Annotated in this window: 13 protein-coding genes and 1 tRNA gene; 13 read left to right on the forward strand and 1 reads right to left on the reverse strand. The window is 50.5% G+C overall.

All coding sequences use genetic code 11. The features are described 5' to 3' along the window. Nucleotides 1–122: 122 nt before the first annotated feature. From asnS to AAHB90_RS09955, 5 genes are all read left to right on the forward strand, one after another. Nucleotides 123–1,562: an asparagine--tRNA ligase gene (gene asnS, locus AAHB90_RS09935; RefSeq protein ID WP_342084802.1), complete on the forward strand. Its 1,440-nt coding sequence runs from the start codon at nucleotides 123–125 to the stop codon at nucleotides 1,560–1,562. An 81-nt stretch (nucleotides 1,563–1,643) separates the two neighbouring features. Continuing rightward, nucleotides 1,644–2,735, forward strand: a complete 1,092-nt coding sequence (locus AAHB90_RS09940) for a hypothetical protein (RefSeq protein ID WP_342084804.1) — start codon at nucleotides 1,644–1,646, stop codon at nucleotides 2,733–2,735. 96 nt (nucleotides 2,736–2,831) lie between these two features. Beyond that, nucleotides 2,832–4,043 carry a serine hydrolase domain-containing protein gene (locus AAHB90_RS09945; RefSeq protein ID WP_342084805.1) on the forward strand — a complete coding sequence of 404 codons (1,212 nt, stop codon included), beginning with the start codon at nucleotides 2,832–2,834 and terminating at the stop codon, nucleotides 4,041–4,043. A 61-nt stretch (nucleotides 4,044–4,104) separates the two neighbouring features. After that, nucleotides 4,105–6,078, forward strand: a complete 1,974-nt coding sequence (gene nuoL, locus AAHB90_RS09950) for an NADH-quinone oxidoreductase subunit L (RefSeq protein ID WP_342084806.1) — start codon at nucleotides 4,105–4,107, stop codon at nucleotides 6,076–6,078. Nucleotides 6,079–6,108: 30 nt separating this feature from the next. Continuing rightward, complete coding sequence (locus AAHB90_RS09955; RefSeq protein ID WP_342084807.1) at nucleotides 6,109–7,776, forward strand: complex I subunit 4 family protein; 1,668 nt, start codon at nucleotides 6,109–6,111, stop codon at nucleotides 7,774–7,776. A 150-nt stretch (nucleotides 7,777–7,926) separates the two neighbouring features. Here AAHB90_RS09955 and AAHB90_RS09960 read toward each other — a convergent pair whose 3' ends face one another. Further along, on the reverse strand, nucleotides 7,927–8,361 hold the full coding sequence (locus AAHB90_RS09960) for a hypothetical protein (RefSeq protein ID WP_342084809.1): 435 nt from the start codon (nucleotides 8,359–8,361) through the stop codon (nucleotides 7,927–7,929). Nucleotides 8,362–8,592: 231 nt separating this feature from the next. On the opposite strand from AAHB90_RS09960, the gene AAHB90_RS09965 reads away from it, so the two are divergent. The 8 genes from AAHB90_RS09965 (at nucleotide 8,593) to AAHB90_RS10000 (ending at nucleotide 21,072) form a co-directional block, all read left to right on the forward strand. Then, nucleotides 8,593–9,708: an acyltransferase family protein gene (locus AAHB90_RS09965; protein ID WP_342084810.1), complete on the forward strand. Its 1,116-nt coding sequence runs from the start codon at nucleotides 8,593–8,595 to the stop codon at nucleotides 9,706–9,708. 112 nt (nucleotides 9,709–9,820) lie between these two features. Continuing rightward, nucleotides 9,821–10,531: an ATP-binding cassette domain-containing protein gene (locus tag AAHB90_RS09970; RefSeq protein WP_342084811.1), complete on the forward strand. Its 711-nt coding sequence runs from the start codon at nucleotides 9,821–9,823 to the stop codon at nucleotides 10,529–10,531. Between the two features lie 173 nt (nucleotides 10,532–10,704). Continuing rightward, a complete protein-coding gene (locus tag AAHB90_RS09975; RefSeq protein WP_342084812.1) occupies nucleotides 10,705–13,761 on the forward strand; it encodes a glycoside hydrolase family 3 N-terminal domain-containing protein in 3,057 nt (1,018 codons plus the stop codon). 77 nt (nucleotides 13,762–13,838) lie between these two features. After that, complete coding sequence (locus AAHB90_RS09980; RefSeq protein WP_342084813.1) at nucleotides 13,839–18,206, forward strand: Ig-like domain-containing protein; 4,368 nt, start codon at nucleotides 13,839–13,841, stop codon at nucleotides 18,204–18,206. Between the two features lie 70 nt (nucleotides 18,207–18,276). After that, nucleotides 18,277–18,729: a nucleoside deaminase gene (locus tag AAHB90_RS09985; RefSeq protein WP_342084815.1), complete on the forward strand. Its 453-nt coding sequence runs from the start codon at nucleotides 18,277–18,279 to the stop codon at nucleotides 18,727–18,729. 64 nt (nucleotides 18,730–18,793) lie between these two features. After that, nucleotides 18,794–19,402 (forward strand): superoxide dismutase, encoded by a 609-nt coding sequence (locus AAHB90_RS09990; protein WP_342084816.1) that lies wholly within the window; start codon nucleotides 18,794–18,796, stop codon nucleotides 19,400–19,402. A 125-nt stretch (nucleotides 19,403–19,527) separates the two neighbouring features. Continuing rightward, nucleotides 19,528–19,603 (forward strand) — tRNA-His (locus AAHB90_RS09995). 248 nt (nucleotides 19,604–19,851) lie between these two features. Further along, the gene (locus tag AAHB90_RS10000) at nucleotides 19,852–21,072 is read left to right on the forward strand and encodes a site-specific integrase (protein WP_342084817.1); all 1,221 of its coding nucleotides are present in this window, start codon (nucleotides 19,852–19,854) and stop codon (nucleotides 21,070–21,072) included. The last annotated feature ends 225 nt before the right edge of the window (nucleotides 21,073–21,297 follow it).

Below are 21,297 nucleotides of genomic sequence, written 5' to 3' on the forward strand. Positions count from 1 at the left end.
TTCCACAGAAAAGTAAGTTGCGTGCCCACAATAGGTTTTCGAGCCTGAATTTGTAATTTTGCGCCTCATTCGTAAAAAACCGGGCATTTCCCGGCTGACATTTTAAAGATTGAATTGAAAAAATGGGACCGTTGCAAATCAAAGAAATTTTACAAACTGCGCCTGAAAACCAATCGGTTGTCGTAAAGGGCTGGGTAAGAACAAAAAGAGAAAGCAAAAACGCGATTTTCATTGCGTTGAATGACGGATCTACCATACATAATATCCAGGCAGTGGCTGAACCCGGTCAGTTTTCTGCCGAATTGCTGTTGACAATAACCACCGGGTCGTGCCTTAAAGTAACCGGTCTGCTGGTCCCGTCGCTGGGTTCGGGGCAAACGGTAGAGGTGAAAATCACCGACATCGAAGTGTACGGAACGGCTGATCCTGAGGAATATCCATTGCAACCGAAAAAGCATTCGCTCGAATTCCTGCGCGAGATCGCTCACCTGCGCCCACGTACGAATACGTTCAGCGCGATCCTGCGTATCCGCCACGCATTGGCGTTCGCTGTGCATCAGTATTTCAATGATAATGGCTTTTTCTACCTGCACACGCCGGTTATCACAGCTTCCGACGCCGAAGGTGCAGGCGAAATGTTCCGCGTCACGACGTTAGACCTGAACAACCTGCCGCGTACCGAGGAAGGTGCGATCAATTTCAAAGAAGATTTTTTCGGTCGTGAGGCTAACCTCACCGTTTCGGGCCAGCTGGAAGGCGAGCTTGGCGCGATGGCGCTCTCGAAGATCTATACTTTCGGGCCGACGTTCCGTGCCGAAAACTCCAACACCACCCGCCACCTCGCGGAATTCTGGATGATCGAGCCGGAAATGGCGTTTTTCGAGCTGAAAGACAATATGGACCTGGCAGAGGATTTTGTCAAAAAAGTGATCACTTATGCATTGACCAACTGCAAGGACGACCTTAATTTCCTTCAAAACCGCCTGACGGAAGAGGAAAAGAACAAACCGCAGAACGAGCGCTCGCTGCCATTGCTGGAAAAACTGGCATTTGTCGTCGATAATCCGTTCGAACGTTTGACATACACCGAAGCGATCGAAATTCTTTTGAAATCGAAGCCGCAGAAAGAAGGCAAATTCCAGTTCCCGGTGACGGGCTGGGGCATCGATTTGTCGAGCGAGCACGAGCGTTACCTGGTAGAAAAGCATTTCAAAAAACCGGTGATCCTGACCAATTATCCCCGCGAGATCAAGTCATTCTACATGAAACTCGACGAGGACGGCAAAACGGTGCGCGCGATGGACGTGTTATTCCCCGGTATCGGCGAAATCATCGGCGGCAGCCAGCGTGAGGAGAACTACGAAAAACTGCTCGGCCGCGTGAAAGAAATCGGTATCGACCCTGAAAACCTGTGGTGGTACCTCGAAACCCGTAAGTTCGGTACCGCGCCGCATTCAGGCTTCGGGCTCGGCTTCGAGCGCCTCGTGCAGTTCGTTACCGGCATGGGCAACATCCGCGACGTGATCCCGTTCCCGCGTTACCCAAAAAGCGCAGAATTTTAATTCTACAAGCTGTTACCTTTTTCATGGCTTTACGTAAAGAGTAAAGCAGATAGTGTAAGTTTTACCTTAAACAACACGCACATGAAAAGGAACAGTCCATTTTTCCAAGGCAGTATTGTGGCCACGGCCGCAGTACTGCTTTTTGTTTTTAATGCCCAAGCGCAGGAGCCATTCCACGTCAAATGGACGATGGATTATACCCAGGCGGGCGCTTCGGACCATGCCAATTTCACGCCTTCCGACGCCTTTCTGGCCGGCGGCGCCGTGGTGGTGGGCTACATTATCAGGCCGTGGCCGGTGGCTTTTTCGGCCTCACGCTACATGGAGTTCACTTTTACAGCCAATTCATTTAAATACAACATTACCTCCATTTCCTTCCGCCTCCGCCGTTCGCCCAACGGCCCGAACAATATCAAAGTACGAACCAGTATGGACGGTTTCACGGCCGATCTGAATGCATTTGTGGTGAGTAATAATGGCGTGTTCAACAGCTACAATATTCCTGTGAGCTACAATGCGCTTTCCAGCAACACATTCACGATCAGGATCTACGGTTATAATGCCGTGGATATTTACGGCACATTATGGTTTGATGAAATATCGGTGAATGGCGACGTGCTTGCCATTATACTGCCTGTCGATATTGTGAACTTGAAAGGCCATTCCGAAAACGGGCAGACTGTCCTGCATTGGGAAACGGGCTGGGAAAAGAACTCCCGGGAGTTCGTCATCGAGCGGAGCGGCGATATGATGGCATTTACGAGCGTCGGTACCGTTGCAGCTTCGGGAGAAACTACCGGCCGGACCTCCTATTCTTTCATTGACAATGATCCACCGGCCGGAATCAATTATTACAGGCTAAAAATGGTCGATCAAGATGAAAGCTTCACCATCTGCAGGCCGATCGCCGTTTTGAACGATACCGAGCCCTCCGAAGTTCACATCGCTCCCAATCCTGCGTCCCCACAAAGCATCACGATAATGGCTGCCGGTACCAGCGATATGCTCCTGGCATTGCACAATTCGTCGGGTACTTCCATCGCGTTCCGGCGCGAAGACGAACCCGATGGGCACATCCGACTATTTCCTTTGCACCTCCTGTCCCCTGGCATTTATTTTGTAGTATACGTAAAGAATGCTCGAAAAGAACATCTGAAAGTACTAGTTCCATAAGCCATTCTGAGCTTAATTTGTAATGGTAAAGTATAAAAAATGCTAACGACGCGTCGTTAGCATAGCAACGTTCCTATTATTAAAGGCCAAAAGCCTATGTTGAAAAAAGTGCAGCCGAAAGTGTGGTGGACGGCAGCTGCTGTCCTGCTTATTTTGTTGATTTCCTGGGGGTTAGTTAGAAAAAGCAAGATTGATTCCCCGGATGTGGCCGTGACCGGCAAATCGAATAAGAACCTCGATCCCGTCCCGGTGACGAATCCTGATGCCAAAATGGCGGAGAAAATGGCCAGGATCGAAGAGATATTTAACCGCAAGCGCAGGGCTGGCTTCAACGGCAATGTGCTGGTGGTCCAGAAAGGCAAAATACTTTACCAGAATTCTTTCGGCTTCGCGCATATGCGGGCGAAGGACACACTCACGGCCGACTCCCGTTTTCAACTGGCGTCACTGTCGAAGCCATTTACCGCCGTTGCAGTTTTGAAACTCATCCAGGAAGGCCGGGTAGCGCTAGATGACTCAGTACAGCGCTTTTTCCCTGATTTTCCGTACCACGGCGTGAAGGTAGATATGCTGCTCAGTCACCGTAGTGGGCTTCCTAACTACATTTACTCGTTCAACGACAGCGTCCGCCACGGCAGGAAATATCCTGACAACCTCGATATCCTCGACTGGTATGCCAAAGTCGTTCCTACCCCACAGCCATACAACCGCCCGGGCAGGTCATTTAATTATTGTAATACCAATTACTGCGTCCTGGCGGCCATCGTCGAAAAGGTAACCGGCGATTCGTTCGGCAACTATCTCAACAGCCAGATTTTCACGCCGCTGGGCATGCAGAACACCTATCTGCTAACGGATACCACCATCGCAGCCACCAAAAACCGGACCGACGGCCACCAATACGGACGAAAGCTGGAAAAGGATTATTATGATGAGGTGGTAGGCGATAAAGGCCTCTATTCGACCACAATGGACATTTACCGATTCTACAATGGCCTTACCAAAGGGCTGATCCTGGAAAAGAAAATGCTCAACGAGGCATTCAAACCCCGCAGTTTCGAGCGCGACGGGATCCGCAATTACGGCTACGGCTTCCGGATGCACATCAAGGAGGACCATACGCCCCGGTTTATCTACCACGGCGGCTGGTGGAAAGGCTACAACACCATGCTATGGGTCTGCCCGGAGGACGACGCAGTGATCATCGTCCTTGGCAATACGTATAACCGCTCGACGTACGACCTCCGCGAACTGCTGGAAGTGGTTCACGGTTCGGGGAAGATCGACGATATTGAGAAAGACATCTAGCATTGTTTGAATTCGACTGCGAATTCAGGATATTTGCCGAAATTAATCGAATTCCCACCTTATGCCCGATACTGCATTCGACTTACCTGCTTATCTGCTGTTGGGCTTGCCGTTTTCGTGTTTTTTATTGCTGTGGCTGGGTGGAAAAAGTCTAAATAAATTTGCAGGATGGCTCGGGGCGCTTGTAACGGCGGCAGGCTTGTTAGGCAGTTTAAGCTTCGTTACGCCCGGATCAGCCTATTTTATTGACTTTAAATGGGTGATGATCCCCATTCAATGGGTTCACATCGGGGATACTTTCATTGATCTTTCGCTCCGCTTCGATAAGCTTGCGGCCCTGATGCTCATCATCGTGCACTTCGTGGCGTTGCTCGTGCAGCTGTACTCTACCGCCTACATGCACGACGACCGCAAACTGAACCGCTATTTTGCATTCATTCAGCTCTTCCTTTTTTCAATGCTCGGCATCGTGCTGGCGGGCAACCTGCTCGTGATGTACGTTTTCTGGGAGCTTGTCGGGCTGTCATCTTATCTGCTGATTGGTTTTTGGTATACTAAAAAAAGACCTGTATGGGCAGCACAGAAGGCATTTGTACTCAACCGCATCGGTGACGCAGCCTTCCTGACGGGTATTTTGATGCTCTTTTACTATATCGGCTCTACGGACTTAGAATTGCTTTCGCTGCAGATCCACACCATTCCCCCAGGCATTCTTACTGCGATAGGCATTTGCCTTTTCGGCGGATGTGTCGGCAAATCGGCGCAATTTCCGCTTTCGGGTTGGTTGCCCGATGCTATGGAAGGTCCCACACCGGTTTCAGCATTGATCCACGCGGCTACGATGGTGGCTGCGGGCATTTTTCTTTTGGCCAGAATATCCTTTTTACTCACGGTCGATGCACGAATGGTGATTCTGGTGATCGGGGCCATTACCATGGTTACCGGGGCTGTAAAGGCATTAAAAGGCTGGGATATCAAAAAAGTGCTGGCGTATTCGACCATGTCGCAGCTCGGACTGATGGTAATGGCTGTAGGCTTCGGAAGCTGGCAGACTGCATTATTCCACCTGGCCACGCACGCATTCTTCAAAGCCGGTCTTTTTCTTTCGGCAGGTTCGGTAATCCACGCGGTTACGCCGGACAATGAATTACCCGGTTTTGATCCGCAGGATATGCGCACGATGGGCGGTTTACGTAAGGCACTACCGATCACATTCATTTGTTTCTCCGTCTGCGCGGCCGCTTTGGCAGGGTTACCGTTCTTTTCCGGCTTCCTTTCCAAAGACGCGATCATTACTGAAGGTTTCCTGTGGGCTGCGGAATTTGGCGCATTGGGCTACTTATTCCCTGTGCTGGTCATTTTGTCGGCCGGGTTAACTGCCTTTTATATGACACGCCAGGTATGGTTGGTGTTTTTTGGAGAAAAACGCTTCCCGGCCGCCGTGCACGCGCATGAATCGCCGGTTGCCATGTGGCTGCCGATGGTACTACTTTCTGGATTGTCACTGTTCTTTTGGTTCTCGGTCAATCCGTTCAATGCCGAAGGCTGGTTTCTGCATTGGATTGGCAAAGAGCACGGAGCGCATCTGGCGTGGGTGCCGTTTGCGGCGAGCGCCGTCACATTCATCTCGATTTTCCTGGCTTACCGTGAAACCGGGGCCATGAACCCATTCCGCGTCAACGAACCTATTTCGACAAGCGAGCCCGTTCAAAGCCCATGGAACTGGCTGCGCGGCTATTCCACCGAGCATTACTTCATCATTCCATTCGATTTTATCACGAAATATCTCAAACTGTTCGAAAAAAATATTGTCGATGCCCTCGTCGATCTGATTGCAAAAGGCAGCCTCGTGTTCGGGCACTTCATTGCCTGGTTCGACAGGATGTTTGTCGACGGCGCTGTACACCTCACCGTTTTCTCGATCCGCTCCGCCGGCCGGGGTGCGCGGAACATGCAGAGCGGCCGGATACAGTCGTACTATATCGTGGCGGTAATGGGCGTCTTTTTATTGATATTCTGGCTGGTTGCGATCTGACGTGGCCTGGCAGGTTAAATTAATGCTTTGATGATTGATCATATACTTACCTTCTTAATTGCCATACCATTACTGGGCGCTGCGGCCGTCGCATTCTGGCCGGTCGACCGCCTGGACAACTTCCGTCTCATCGCCCTGGTGGCATTGCTGCTGGAAGTGCTTGTGACAGCGGTCACTTACTTTTCCTTCAACAGCCAGGACGCTGCGCTGCAACTTTCCGAGGTTCGCGACTGGATCACATTGCCCATCGGCTCGCTGGGTGTCATTTCCGTTGATTATGCCTTGGCTGTGGATGGCATTAGTTTGCCGCTCGTGCTGTTGGCGGCAGTCGTCCTTTTTGTCGGCGTGTTGAGTTCATGGAATATCAATCATAAATCGAGGGCCTATTTTGCATTGTACCTGCTGCTGAGCAGCAGCGTCATGGGATGCTTCCTGGCGCAGGATTTCTTCCTTTTTTACCTGTTCTTCGAATTCATGCTCTTGCCGATGTATTTCCTCATCGGCCTGTGGGGCGGCCCGAGGCGTGAATATGCAGCATTGAAATTCTTTATTTACACATTCCTCGGCTCATTGCTGATCCTGATCGTGATGATCGGCCTGTACCTTTCTGTAATCGACCCCGTGGAAACTGCCCGTATGGTCGGCCTTATCGGTCCCGACGATGTGATCCATCCCGATATGATCCCGCAGATCCAGCAATGGCTTTTCGACGGTAAAATTGCCCCCGAGCAACTCATCCACACATTCCGTTTCACCTACCTTACCGATCCAGGCAATTACATTCCAGGCTCTATCCTCAGTGCTGCTTCCGAATTTTTCATTGGCAACATACCGGTGCGTCTGCTGGCATTCTGGTTTGTGTTCATCGGTTTCGCAGTCAAACTTCCTGTCGTACCCCTGCATACGTGGCTGCCCGACGCACACGTGGAAGCGCCTACGCCCATTTCAGTCGTATTGGCAGGTATTTTGCTAAAAATCGGGGGGTACGGATTCATCCGGATCGTCGACGGCTTCTTCCCATCCGAAGCATTGTACAGCGCTATTCCATTGGCTATTCTGGGGATGATTTCGATTGTCTACGGTGGTTTCAATGCATTAGGTCAAAGCGATCTGAAAAAAATGATCGCCTACTCGTCAGTCTCGCATATGGGCTTCGTGCTACTCGGTATCGCCGCATTCACACCGGAAGGTTTTAATGGTGCCATTTACCAAATGGTCAGCCACGGGATATTATCGGCAATGCTGTTCCTGCTCACCGGCGTGTTGTACGACCGTACGCACGACCGCCGCATCGACCATTACCGCGGCCTGATCACCGTTATGCCGCAATACACCATTATCACAGGCATCGCATTCTTCGCCTCGCTGGGCCTCCCAGGCTTTTCGGGTTTCGTCGGGGAGTTGTTCACGCTTATGGGTGCATTTCAGTCCGACGCGTTGCCCGTCTGGATCCCGGCAATATCCACGCTCGGTATCGTCCTGGCCGCAGGTTACCTCCTATGGACCTACCAGCGCATGTTTTTCAGTTCATTCTGGTATAAAAACGCCACCACGCAGATTCTTACAGATCTCACCCGTCGCGAAAAGCTTATGCTCGTGCCGCTGGTAATTCTCACCATCCTCATCGGTATTCTGCCAGGCCTGCTGTTCGACCTTTCGGGGCCGGCGATTGAGGGTTGGTTGGAGCGGTTGAAGTAATGGGACGGGTATTGTCAGGAATGGTTAGGGTTGTCAAGTAAGGTCCAGTAAGTAACCGGCATTCATGACATTCACGGATTCAAATCCAAAAATATTATGATTATTTTGGATTTAAATCCTGAATAATTATGATCAGGCAATGTCGAAAGGTTATCTTCCAAACAACTGATCAAAGCTAAACCTCCCCTTCTTCGACAATGCTTCCAGCGTCTGTTGTTGGTCTGGTGTTAGCACTTCGATTACTTCCAGCCGCTTTTCTTCGGCCAGGCGTTTGCGGTCGCTTCTTTTATTATCGCCGCGGCGCTTCATTTTTCTTTCTATTCTTGCATAACGCCGGTCGATTTTTTTGAGCTGTTTCTGCTGCCGCTTACTGAGTTGAAGCTGGTCGGCGTACTTGTCTATGTTCTTTTCGAGCCGCCGGTTGTTGAGCTTGCTATTCGCAGGATCGTCGTTTTGGTACACCTCGTCACGGCGACCGTCGCTACGGCGGCCGTCGCTACGACGCGATTGCCCGAATGAATCGGAAGTAGCCAGACCTCCCAGCAGCAGGCCGAGGGCGAAGAATAGCGTCAGGATTTTTTTCATGGGGTGATAATGGGTTAAAAATTCGAAGCTTATAACGGCGTTTCGGCCGACCCATGTATATCGCCTTACTTTTTCACTATCCTCGTGACTTTTAGACTTATTCAAATAAATATAGTTTTACGCAGAAGCTCGAATGGTATTTTTTGCAATCTTTACAGTAGTTGCTATTGGTTTTATTTCAAACTCCATTCAATTTTCCAAATTTTATTTCCCTACACCCTGTTTTATCAGATGAAAGATAGTGCTCCTTCACAAAGGTTATTGTCCCTGGATACGTTGCGTGGTTTTGATATGTTCTGGATTTCGGGTGGCGAAGAGATTTTCCATGTGCTCGCCAAAGTGACCGGCTGGTCGTGGGCGATCGTCCTGGCCCACCAGTTTACCCATCCCGATTGGAACGGTTTCCGGGCATACGACCTCATTTTTCCCACTTTCCTTTTCATGGCCGGCGTTTCGACGCCCTTTTCATTGGGCAGCCGCCTCGAAAAAGGAGTACCGCCTTCGCAGCTGATCCGAAAGGTGATCCAGCGGGGCATCATCCTCGTCATTTTGGGCATCATTTATAATAACGGACTTTTCGAAACGGAATGGTCGCAGATGCGCTACCCGAGCGTGCTCGCGCGGATCGGGCTCGCAGGGATGTTCGCGCAGATCATTTACCTCTACTTCGGTTTCCGGGCACGGTGGATTTGGTTTGGCGGGTTGCTGATTGGCTACTACCTTTTTATGATGTTCTATCCCGTACCCGGCTGCGGGGCCGGTATGCTCACCATCGACTGCAATCCTGCCAGCTATATCGACAAAATGATCATCCCGGGCCGTCTGCATTTGAAGATCCATGACCCTGAGGGACTGGTTTCCACGATCCCGGCCATAGCAACCGGACTGATGGGCATATTCGCCGGCGAGCTGCTGCGAACCAGTCACGAGATTATTTCCCAAAGAAACAAAGTCGTTTACCTCGTTTTTGCTGGGATAGTCAGTCTGCTCGTTTGCCTTGTATGGGATTACTTTTTCCCGATCAATAAAAACCTCTGGACCAGCTCGTTCGTACTCTGCGCAGGCGGGTTCAGTACGTTGCTGCTCGCATTGTTCTACTGGCTCGTGGATGTGCTCAATTACCGCAAATGGACGCTCTTTTTTGTAGTAATAGGCATGAATTCGATCGTCATTTATATGGTAGGCCGCTTCATCGATTTCGGTTACACGGCCCGCGCATTGTTCGGCGGATTACTAAGCTACTTCCCGCACGGCGTAGAAGCAGTGGGCGAAGTAATTGCATTTATCGTGGTGCAATGGGCGTTTATGTATTTACTTTACAGGAATAAATTGTTCCTGAAAGTGTAGAAAGGGTTAAGAATGGTCATTGGGTCAGGAGTGGTCAGGAATAGTCACGTGGTCAGAATATAGTTCAAAATTCGGTCATTCATTCATTCATTCACTCATTCAAAATTAATACATGATCGAAGTCTCCAATCTGACGAAGGTTTACGGAACGCAGCGCGCGGTCGATGGGATTTCATTTACCCTCAAAAAGGGTGAAATCGTAGGTTTCCTGGGTCCAAACGGAGCAGGGAAATCGACGACGATGAAAATCCTGACTGGTTATCTCAAACCTACCGAAGGCTTGGCCAAAGTTTCGGATTTCGATGTGATACAGCAGCCTATGCCTGCGCGCAAGGCCATTGGTTACCTGCCCGAGCATAACCCGCTTTACCTGGATATGTACGTGGCCGAGTTCCTGCTATTTTCCGGGAAGTTGTACGGGATGAATGGTAGCGTTCTGAAAACGCGGGTGGATGAAGTGATCGCGATGTGCGGGCTGGAACCGGAGCGCCGGAAGAAAATCGGGCAGCTTTCCAAAGGTTACCGGCAGCGCGTAGGGTTAGCGCAATCATTTTTGCACAATCCGGATGTGCTGATCCTCGATGAACCGACGACCGGCCTCGATCCTAACCAGATCCAGGAAATCCGCGACGTGATCCGTACGGCCGGGAAAGACAAAACAGTACTCTTTTCTACGCACATTATGCAGGAAGTAGAAGCGTTGTGCGACCGGGTGATTATCATCAATAAAGGAAAAGTGGTGAGCGACAGCTCATTGCAGGAGCTGCGTGAAACGGGCGAGTCATTGGAAGACATTTTCAAGAGGCTCACGCAGCAGGCTTGATGTTCCGACAGTAATTACGGTGACCATATTCAGTTAAGCAAATATTAGAATTGCATTAAAACAGTATTTTTCAGGATTTAAAGCCTTGAAAATTTGTTACTATTGTAGCTTTTGATAAAATCCAATGTCAGTTATAAACCTAACATTCCCTCGTTAAGTCAGTGTTTTCAGGTATGAAAAATTGGTGGTTCAGCCGGTTTCGTGTTGTAGTGATTGTAGTGGCGCTGGTGGTGCTTACCTCCATGGCATCTGTTGCCTGGAAAATGATGGCGGTGAAGACAGTACCGGTCAAAACCGAGTTGGCTGTTGTTAAAACCAAACACAAGGCCCCTAAAAAACGCCACGATCCCGTGCTCGTCCTCCCCGAAAACGAGTGGGTGGACAGTACCCTCAAATCTCTGAGCATCGAGCAGAAAATCGGCCAGCTTTTCATGGTGGCTACTTACTCGAACCGCGACGAATCCCATTATAAATACATAGATAAGCTGATCAACGATTACCAGATCGGCGGACTCATATTCTTCCAGGGTGGCCCGGTGGGGCAAGCGCAGCTTACCAACCGCTACCAGTCGCATTCCAACATTCCGCTTTTTGTCGGTATCGACGGCGAATGGGGCCTCGGCATGCGCCTGGACAGTACCATTTCTTTCCCAAAACAAATGGTACTCGGGTCAATCCAGGATGATCAGCTGATTTACCGCATGGGCGACGACATTGCCCGCCAGTGCAAACGCCTTGGCATTCATATCAACTTCGCGCCCGTTTCGGATGTTAACAGCAATGCGGCGAACCCGGTGATCGGTATACGTTCGTTCGGCGAGGATAAAGAAAATGTGGCCCGGAAGTCGATTGCCTACATGAAGGGCCTCCAACATAATCGCGTTATCGCCACCGCCAAGCATTTTCCCGGACATGGCGATACGGATGCAGACTCGCATTTCACATTGCCGGTGCTGACGCATTCATTGGAACAACTCAATAATACCGACCTGTACCCTTACCGCGAGATGATTGCGGACAGCCTGATGGGCGTTCTGAATGCCCATTTGTACATTCCTGCATTGGATAATACGCCCAACCAGGCCAGCTCGCTTTCGGATAAAGTAGTGAACGGCCTGCTCCGGAAGGACCTCGGTTTCCGCGGACTGGTATTTACCGACGCGATGAACATGCGCGGCGTGCTCAAAAACGGCAAGGCGGCCGACGTCAACCTTAAAGCACTGGTAGCAGGTAACGACGTGCTGCTCTACCCGGAGAGCATTCCGGAAACCGTAGCCCGCATTAAAGACGCGATTAACCAGAAACTGATCAGCGAGAAGATCATCGACGATAAGGTTAAGCGCATTTTACAGGCTAAATACTGGGCCGGACTGAGCAAATACCAACCGGTTGACATTAATAATCTGTACGCCGATCTGAACAGCGAGAAGAGCAAGGAGCTTTACCACGAGCTGTGTGAGGCTTCCGTAACCGTTGTAAAAAATGATAATAACCTGCTTCCCATCGGTTCGGTAGCGGACAATGACATTGCATCGGTAAGCATCGGCGAAGGCAGCAGCTTGGCATTCCAGAAAATGCTTTCGACCTACAAACCCATGCGCAGCTATTCGTTTTACGACGGGCCTTCATCGCAGGAGCAGATCACCGAAATGCTGGGCTACCTGGAACCTTATAACACGATCATCGTCGACATTCACGGCATCAGTTCCAAGCCTGGCAGGAATTACGGCGTTACCACAGGCATGGCGGATTTTGTGGGCCAGCTCAAACAGCAGCATAAAAAAGTGATCCTTTGCATTTTCGGCACGCCGTACAGCATTCAGTATTTTCCTGTAACCGATGCGCTGATTTGCGCAAATCAGGACGGGAAGGACCAGCAGGAGATTGTGCCGCAGATCATTTTTGGCGCGCTCAGCTCCAAAGGCCGTCTGCCGGTTTCGGTTTTGGCCTACAACACGGGCACCGGCGTGAGCACGACTTCCATTAACCGCATTGCATTCGGCACGCCGGAAAGCGTTGGGATGGACGGTATTTCGCTTAAAAAAATTGATGAAATCGCCACTGCGGCGGTAAATGACCGTGTTTTCCCGGGCTGCGAAGTGCTCGTGGCCAGACAGGGCAAGATCATTTACGAAAAACAATTCGGCGGGCTGAGCTACCGGACCAACGACCGCGTGACGCCCGAAACGATCTACGACCTTGCTTCGCTCACTAAGGTTTCGGCCACATTGCAGGCTGTAATGCTGCTTTACGACCGGAAACAGATCAGTCTGGACGAAAAGGCATCGAAATACCTGCCTGAACTGGTGGGAACAACCAAACAGAACTTTACCGTCCGCGATCTGCTCATGCACCGCTCGGGCCTGATTTCGTTCTACCCTTCGCTTTGGGACAGGACCAAAACCAGCGCCGGCGGCCTGCTGCCTGAATATTACAGCTCGAAACAGGACACCGCGTATTATTTGCAGGTCGCACCCAAACTTTTTGCCAAAGGCGCATTGCGAGATTCCGTCTGGAAATGGGTGGTAGAATCTCCGATGAACAACCGCCGCGACCGGGCTGGCACTTACGGTTATTTGTATAGCGACCTCGGCTTTTTGACCTTACAAAAAATTGTAGAAAGAATAACCGGCCAGCCATTGGACATTTTTGTGGCCGCCAATATCTATGAGCCTTTGGGCCTGGCCTACCTTGGTTTCAACCCGCTGCGCCGTTTTCCCGAGAAACAGATCGCGCCTACCGAACAGGATTACCGTTTCCGCGGGCAGTTGTTGCAAGGGACTGTGCATGATCAGATGGCCGCCATCGTTGGAGGCGTTTCGGGACATGCGGGCTTGTTTGGCACGGCACGCGACCTGGCCGTTTTACTGCAAATGAACCTTTGGAAAGGTAATTATGCCGGAAAGCGATACTACGAACAGGCCACGGTGCCGCTCTTCTCGCGCATGTACGACGAGTCGCATCACCGCGGGCTGGGCTGGGACAAAGCGCCGGCTGATGGTAATAGTTCCTATGTGTCGCCGCTGGCTTCTGTCAACTCATTCGGGCACACGGGTTTCACGGGGACAATGGTCTGGGTGGACCCTGAGGAGGATCTGGTATTTGTATTTCTTTCCAACCGGGTCAATCCCGATGCGGAAAACACGGCGATTACCACCCAGCGTACACGCCGCAAAATCCAGGACGTAGTGTACAGTTCATTGATCCAACGGAAAAGCCAGCTTCCTTAAATCACCTTCAGCGTATTTGAAAAATATCTCTAACTTTACCAGTCAAAAGGTTAGCGGAAAGATATTTAGACAGATACATGAAAAGAACATTTATTAAAGAGAGTTTTCTTACCATTTTCGCCACGCTATTCTGCCTGGCAGCTTCATTCGGACAGACTACGATTACCACGGGGACGATCACCCCATCACCAGCTTGTGTGGGAGGCGACGTTTCCGTCCCTTTCACAACCACAGGGACCGTAGCACCGGCAGTCGTTTTCGTCGCCCAGCTGTCAGATGCCGCTGGTGCATTCAGTGCGACGCCTGCCGAAATCGGCACGTCCGCTACATCACCCATTGCTGCAACTATCCCCGCAGGTACCGCTGCGGGGGCTGGCTATAAACTTCGTGTGGTTTCGAAACTTGCCGCAGTTATCCTGATCACGGGCTCTGAAAGCGTTCCATTGGCGATTAATGCCCTTCCTGCCACACCCACTGTTGTCACGCCTGTTAACTATATCCAGGGGGCTGTTGCTACTGCGTTGGCAGCCACTCCTGCGACGGGTTTGCTTTGGTATACAGATCCTACCGGGGGAGTCGGCTCTGCCACTGCGCCGGTACCATCCACCGCCGCTGCCGGAACTACTAGCTATTATGTATCTCAAAAGCCTGCGGGATGCGAAAGCGAAAGGGCCAAAATTGACGTGATTGTGGCTGCCTGTACGCCTCCTGCTGCACCCACAGTAGCCAATAAATCCTATACGGTCGGTGATCCCTCAGGTCCATTAACGGCGGGAGGTACAAATCTTAAGTGGTACGATTCACAAGCCAGCACAACGCCACTAGCGTCCGCACCAACACCTTCTACCGCCGCACCAGGAACCAAAAGCTATTTCGTAACACAAACAGTCGGTGGATGTGAAAGTCCAAAAGCCGAGCTGGTCGTAACTGTGAGCGCCTGTACGCCTCCTGCGGCACCCACAGTGGCCAATAAGTCCTACACAGTCGGTGATCCGTCGGGCCCATTAACGGCGGGAGGTACAAATCTTAAATGGTACGACTCACAAGCCAGCACAACGCCATTAGCATCTGCGCCAACACCTTCTACCGCCGCACCGGGAACCAAAAGCTATTTTGTAACACAAACAGTAGGTGGATGTGAAAGTCCAAAAGCCGAACTGGTGGTAACTGTTACCGCCTGTACGCCTCCTGCGGCACCCACAGTAGCGAATAAGTCCTACACAGTCGGTGATCCGTCGGGCCCATTAACGGCGGGAGGTACAAATCTTAAATGGTACGACTCACAAGCCAGCACAACGCCACTAGCATCCGCACCTACGCCTTCTACCGCCGCACCGGGAACCAAAAGCTATTTTGTAACACAAACGGTAGGCGGTTGTGAAAGTGCGAAAGCGGAACTGGTGGTAACTGTGAGCGCCTGTACGCCTCCTGCTGCGCCCACAGTGGCAAATAAGTCCTATACGGTCGGTGATCCGTCAGGTCCATTGACGGCGGGAGGTACAAATCTTAAATGGTACGACTCACAAGCCAGCACAACGCCACTAGCATCCGCACCTACGCCTTCTACCGCCGCACCAGGAACCAAAAGCTATTTTGTAACGCAAACAGTAGGCGGTTGTGAAAGTCCAAAGGCCGAATTGGTCGTAACCGTTAATGCATGCACCCCTCCGTCTGCTCCGGGCGTAGCCAACGTTTCATATTGCCTCGGCGCAGCAACGTCCTCCCTTACCGCCACAGGCACCAATCTGAAATGGTATTCTCAGGCGTCCGGCGGTTCGAGCTCACCAACAGCTCCCAAGCCTTCCAGCGCGAACGCGGGCGTTACGAGTTATTATGTATCCCAAACCGTAGGAGCCTGCGAGAGTGCGAGAGCGGAAATTAAGGTAACAATCAACGAAACCCCGGCTCCTTCCGCTACTTCACCGATTGAATACTGCTTAAATGAAGCCGCGTCACCACTTACCGCTACCGGTATCGGTTTGAAATGGTACATGTCGTCCACTGGCGGTACCGCATTGGCCTCCGCGCCGACCCCTGCTACCAATGCCGCCGGCACAACCCGGTACTACGTTTCCCAAACGGTAAACGGATGTGAAAGCCAGCAAAGAAAAGAAGTTGCTGTTATCGTTAAAAATCCTTCAACTGCTCCTACCGTTACTGCGACTGTAAACCTTTGTCAAAACTCTTCGGCATCAGCACTGACTGCAACCGGAACGGGCCTCAAATGGTACACTTCGGCCAACGGCGGCAACGCTTTGAGCGGCGCACCTGTACCGGCTACCTCTACAGTGGGCACCACAAGTTATTATGTGAGTCAAACTTCGGCGGGATTATGCGAAGGCCCGAGAGCGAAAATCGACGTGGTTATTAAGGATACGCCTGCTGCTCCGGCAGTTACGCCGCTCGACTACTGCGTTGGCGCGAAACCCCTAGCACTCACTCCCTCAGGAGCGGCTTACAAATGGTATGACGGACCAACCGGTGGTACCGGAAAGACTACTCCTCCAACTCCGACCGCAACGACCGTTGGTACAACTTCCTACTATGTTACTCAATCCAACACCTATGGAAGCCTCACATGCGAGAGTGTGCGTGCGAAGCTAGATGTGACTGTTAACGCAACCCCAGGAGTCGTCAGCACATTATCGGAAGCTTTCTGCCAGGAACGTACCGATAAGAACTACACATTCCCGACGCAAGCATCGGCAGGCAATACCCTGAACTGGTACACAGCCGCAACCGGCGGAACCCCCAGCACAGCCACCCCTTCGATTAATATGAAAGAGGCGAAGGAAACAACTTATTACGTAACGCAATTGTCAAACAAAGGCTGTGAAAGTACTACCCGCGTTGCTCAAAAAGTTACGATCAAACCGCTCCCAGGCCTCCCAGGCATTTCACAATCCCTGATAGAATATTGCCAGTTTATCGCAGCGAAGCCCCTCGAAGCTACACCGGTTGCAAATGCAACGTTGAACTGGTTCGGTACCGAGGCGACCGGCGGGACTTCAAGTCCTAATGCACCGACACCTTCCACAGCCGAAGGCGGAACGACGTCCTACTATGTAGCACAAACTTTGGCGGGTTGCCTCGGTGATCGTGCCAAGATCGACGTTAAAGTAAATACCACGCCGAAGCCAGTGACCAAAACATACCTCGAATACTGCCAGAATGCAACGGCGCCGGTACTCGATGCAACCGGAACAGTTCTGAAATGGTACCGCGGTGCAAACGACACTGATTTCCAGGGTGTTCCGTTTGTTCCTTTTACGGAGAAGGTTCAGGATTACTCGTTCTATGTAACACAAACCGGCTCTAACGGCTGCGAAAGCCCGAAAGAAGAGATCAAGATCCATATCAAATCACTGCCTTCCGCGACGATCTCAGGTACCCCTACGATCGACCTTGGACAGACTGCAACGATCAATATCAAATTTACCGGCGATGGGCCATGGATTTACATATTGTCGGACGGATTAACCGACACTACCGACCAGGCCGATCATCAGGTACAGGTTAAGCCAAGCACCACCACCAGCTACCTTCTCACCGAAGTGTCTAACGTCTGCGGTAAAGGTACCATTAACGGCAAAGCAGTGGTTACGGTGAAAGTTCCCACCATCAACACAGGAAATGCTTCTGTTTCGGAAATTTGCGCCAGCAAGCCGTTTACCGTTCCTTTCCAGCAATCGGGCGAGTTCCCTCCGGGTAATACCTTCAAATTGCAGGTAGCGACCGAAAATGCGGACGCCAAGTTCTATACCATTTCATCGACGGCCTCCGCGAACTCCATTACCGCCACCTTCCCTGATACCACCAAAGGAGGCACCTATTATCTGCGCGTGGTCAGCTCGGGCGCTAACCCGGATTTCACGGTGAAAGGAAGCGTAAGCTCGATCACGATCAATGCAAGCCCGCTACCGGTTGCGACACTGACAGGAACGCAAACGATTCTCGTAGGCGAAACCGCCAACCTGAAAGCCGAGATCACGGGAAAATCGCCCTGGACATTTACATTGAACAATGGTGTAAAAGACACGCTGATCACCGCGAGCTCAACTCCTTACAATTTCAAGCTGGCTCCCAAAACCACCACTACCTATGCTATCACCAAGGTGACCAACAGCTGTGGAATCGGTACGGGCGTGGGTACCGCAAGAGTACAGGTAGACCCTATCCTGGGTGTTGAGCCACCGGCTCCGACAGATTGGGCCAAGGTTTACCCGACCGTCATCAATGGCAAATGCACAGTTGAAGTGACGGGTACCATTTCGCCGAAACAGGCGAGCATCGAAGTGGTGGACCTGAACGGTCGTACACGGTCGACCCAGGCAATCAAACAGCAAAAAACAGAGGTGGATTTTGCCAATTATCCTTCCGGACTTTACTTATTGAGGATTCAGAACGGCAACCTGAGTACTGTTCAACGTGTCATGAAACCCTGATCATTCATTCTAAAATAAAACGGGACATTTGTTGCAATGCAATGAATGTCCCGTTTCTTTTACCGGCATCATGGATATACAGGCAGACATTATGGACCATTACTTTATGGAAGAAGCCCTCGCGCTCGCCCATAAGGCATACGAGGAAGGTGAAATCCCTGTTGGCGCGCTTGTCGTCGCCAAAGACAGGATTATTGGGAGAGGTTACAACCAGACCGAGCGCCTCAACGACGTAACCGCCCATGCCGAGATGATCGCCATCACCGCCGCGGCCGACCATCTCGGATCCAAATACCTCACCGATTGCACGCTCTACGTGACACTCGAACCTTGCGTGATGTGCGCGGGCGCGCTCTACTGGACGCAGGTGAAACGGGTGGTCGTGGGTGCAATGGACGAAAAGCGTGGATTTTCGAAGATCGGACAACCGCTTTTACACCCCAAAACCAAGCTTGTAACGGGCATTATGGCGATAGAATCCCAGGAGTTACTACTCAAATTTTTCAGGGGATTAAGAACATAAAGCGGTAATCTGCTGTTACCCTAACTGGTAAAACAAATTTTTTAATCATTAAACTACACTGAAAATGGCATTTACACTTGATCCCTTACCTTACGCAAACAATGCACTGGAACCGCACTTCGATGCATTGACCATGGAGATACATCACGACCGTCACCACCAGGCATATGTTACCAACCTCAACGCTGCCGTTGCAGGAACTGAGCTGGAAGGCAAAACCATAGAAGAACTTTTGGCTGGCATCAGCAAAGCACCGGCACCCGTACGCAACAACGGCGGCGGTCACTGGAACCACTCATTTTTCTGGAAATCACTGTCGGCTAGCGGCGGCGGCGAACCAACCGGCGAACTAGGCAAAGCGATCACGGCGAAATTCGGCTCATTCGCAGCATTCAAAGACGAATTCAAAAAAGCAGCCACTGGCCGTTTCGGATCAGGCTGGGCATGGCTGATCGTGAAAGAAGGCGGCGAAATCGCTATCACTTCTACACCAAACCAGGACAACCCATTGATGGACATCGCCGAAGTAAAGGGAACACCAGTAATAGGCCTCGACGTGTGGGAACACGCATACTACCTGAAATACCAAAACAAGCGCCCCGACTACATCGACGCCTACTGGAACGTTGTAGACTGGAAAGCTGCTGACGCACTGTACACTGCGGCTAAATAATCAGGCTTCGGCTTGCAAAAGGGTTTGTGGTTTGTAAAAATTTTATAAAAATGCTTGCAAGCTGCAAACCTTTTCCTAATTTTGTGCTCTCGAAACGGGGTTTCCCTGCGGGGAGAAGCTTAAACGGAGGTTGTAGCTCAGTCGGTTAGAGCGCTAGATTGTGGTTCTAGAGGTCGCGGGTTCGAGACCCGTCTCCCTCCCTTGAAATAAGTTCAAAGTCAAACAAAATGCCTGTAAATCAATGATTTGCGGGCATTTTTGTTTTTCAGATAGTATCAAAAAATGCAAAAATTCCCATGTTTTCCAGCGTCATTCGTGTAGTTCGACGTTTTGCGAAAAAAGACGCTGGAAAATGCCCGTAAGTTTCTGATTGACAACCTGTTTACGCCGTAAACATCTTGTTTGGAAAGGCCGGTAACGCGATATTTAACCACTTAAATGCTAGCGTCATGTTGGAAAAAACTTTCGGCCTGTTTTTCTATCTAAAACAAGCCAAGAATCAGAAGGACGGTTTACGTTACGTTTACCTCAGAATTACCGTCGACGGCAAGCCCGTTGAAATGTCCACAAAACAACTTTGGAGCCCTGCCAGATGGAATGTGGACGCAGGCCGAGCTATCGGCCAAAAAGAAGACACCCGCACGCTCAATGCCTACCTCGATATGCTGAGCTCAAAAGTTTTTCAGGCAAAGAAGATGCTGATTGAGGATGATAAGGAATTGTCAGCCGAAGCATTGAAGAATGTTTTGCTTGGTAAGAGCAACGAGACTCGCACAATTCTCGAAGTATTTCAGCGCCATAATGAACAGATGGAAGCACTCGTCGGCCAGGAGTTCGCCCCGCTCACTTTGAAGCGCTACAAGACTGCTAAGGAGCATACTGCTTCCTTTATCAAATGGAAATACAAGAAGGATGACATGGCGATCAAAGATCTGAACTATGAATTCATTACTGAATTCAACTTTTGGCTTCGTAGTGCGAGAGGCTGCAACCATAACTCGGCAATCAAGTACATGAGCAATCTGAAGAAGGTTGTGCTGATCTGTGTCAATAACAAGTGGCTAAAAAAGGATCCGTTCCAAGGATTCAAGCTAACGAAGAAAGAGGTCGTCAAAAATCCTTTATCAAGGGACGAACTAAAAAGACTCACTGCAAAGGTATTCGAGGTTGAAAGGATCGGCCAGGTGCGGGACATCTTTCTATTCTGCTGCTACACCGGACTTGCTTATGTGGATGTAAAGCAATTGAAAACGACTGATATTGTTGTCGGCATGGACGGTGAGCCATGGATTGATACGACTCGTCAGAAAACGGATGCGCCTACACGCATTCCGCTACTGGATACAGCACTGGAAATTATTGAGAAGTATAAGGATCATCCTCAATGCTGTGCTGCTGGCGTTGTGCTGCCAGTTCTCAGTAATCAGAAGATGAATGCTTATTTGAAGGAGATTGCTAACCTGTGCGGGATTTCCAAGACGCTGACTTTTCATATTGCGCGGCATACGTTTGCTACTACTGTGACGCTGAGTAATAAGGTACCGATTGAGACGGTTTCTAAGATGCTGGGGCATCGGTCTTTGAAGCAGACTATGATTTATGCGAAGATTCTTGATGTGAAGATAAGTGAGGATATGAAAGGGTTGAGGGAGCGGTTGAAGGGGATGTGAAGGTTAGCTCCGGCTCTCTGCGGTGAGTAATGTAAATGTCGTGACGGAGTCACGACATTTACATTACTATCTTTACTTAATTGGCCTAACAGCAATTTCCGTTTAGATTTCAGTAGCGACATAAAATGCCGTTCATGAAGGATTTTAGCAAGAATGCTCATTTTCTTTATTCGGTTATCTGTCTCCCGCGTTGGATAAAGTTTTATTAGCATAATTAAGCATCAT

The organism is Dyadobacter sp. OTU695, assembly GCF_038440355.1.
Classification (GTDB): domain Bacteria; phylum Bacteroidota; class Bacteroidia; order Cytophagales; family Spirosomataceae; genus Dyadobacter.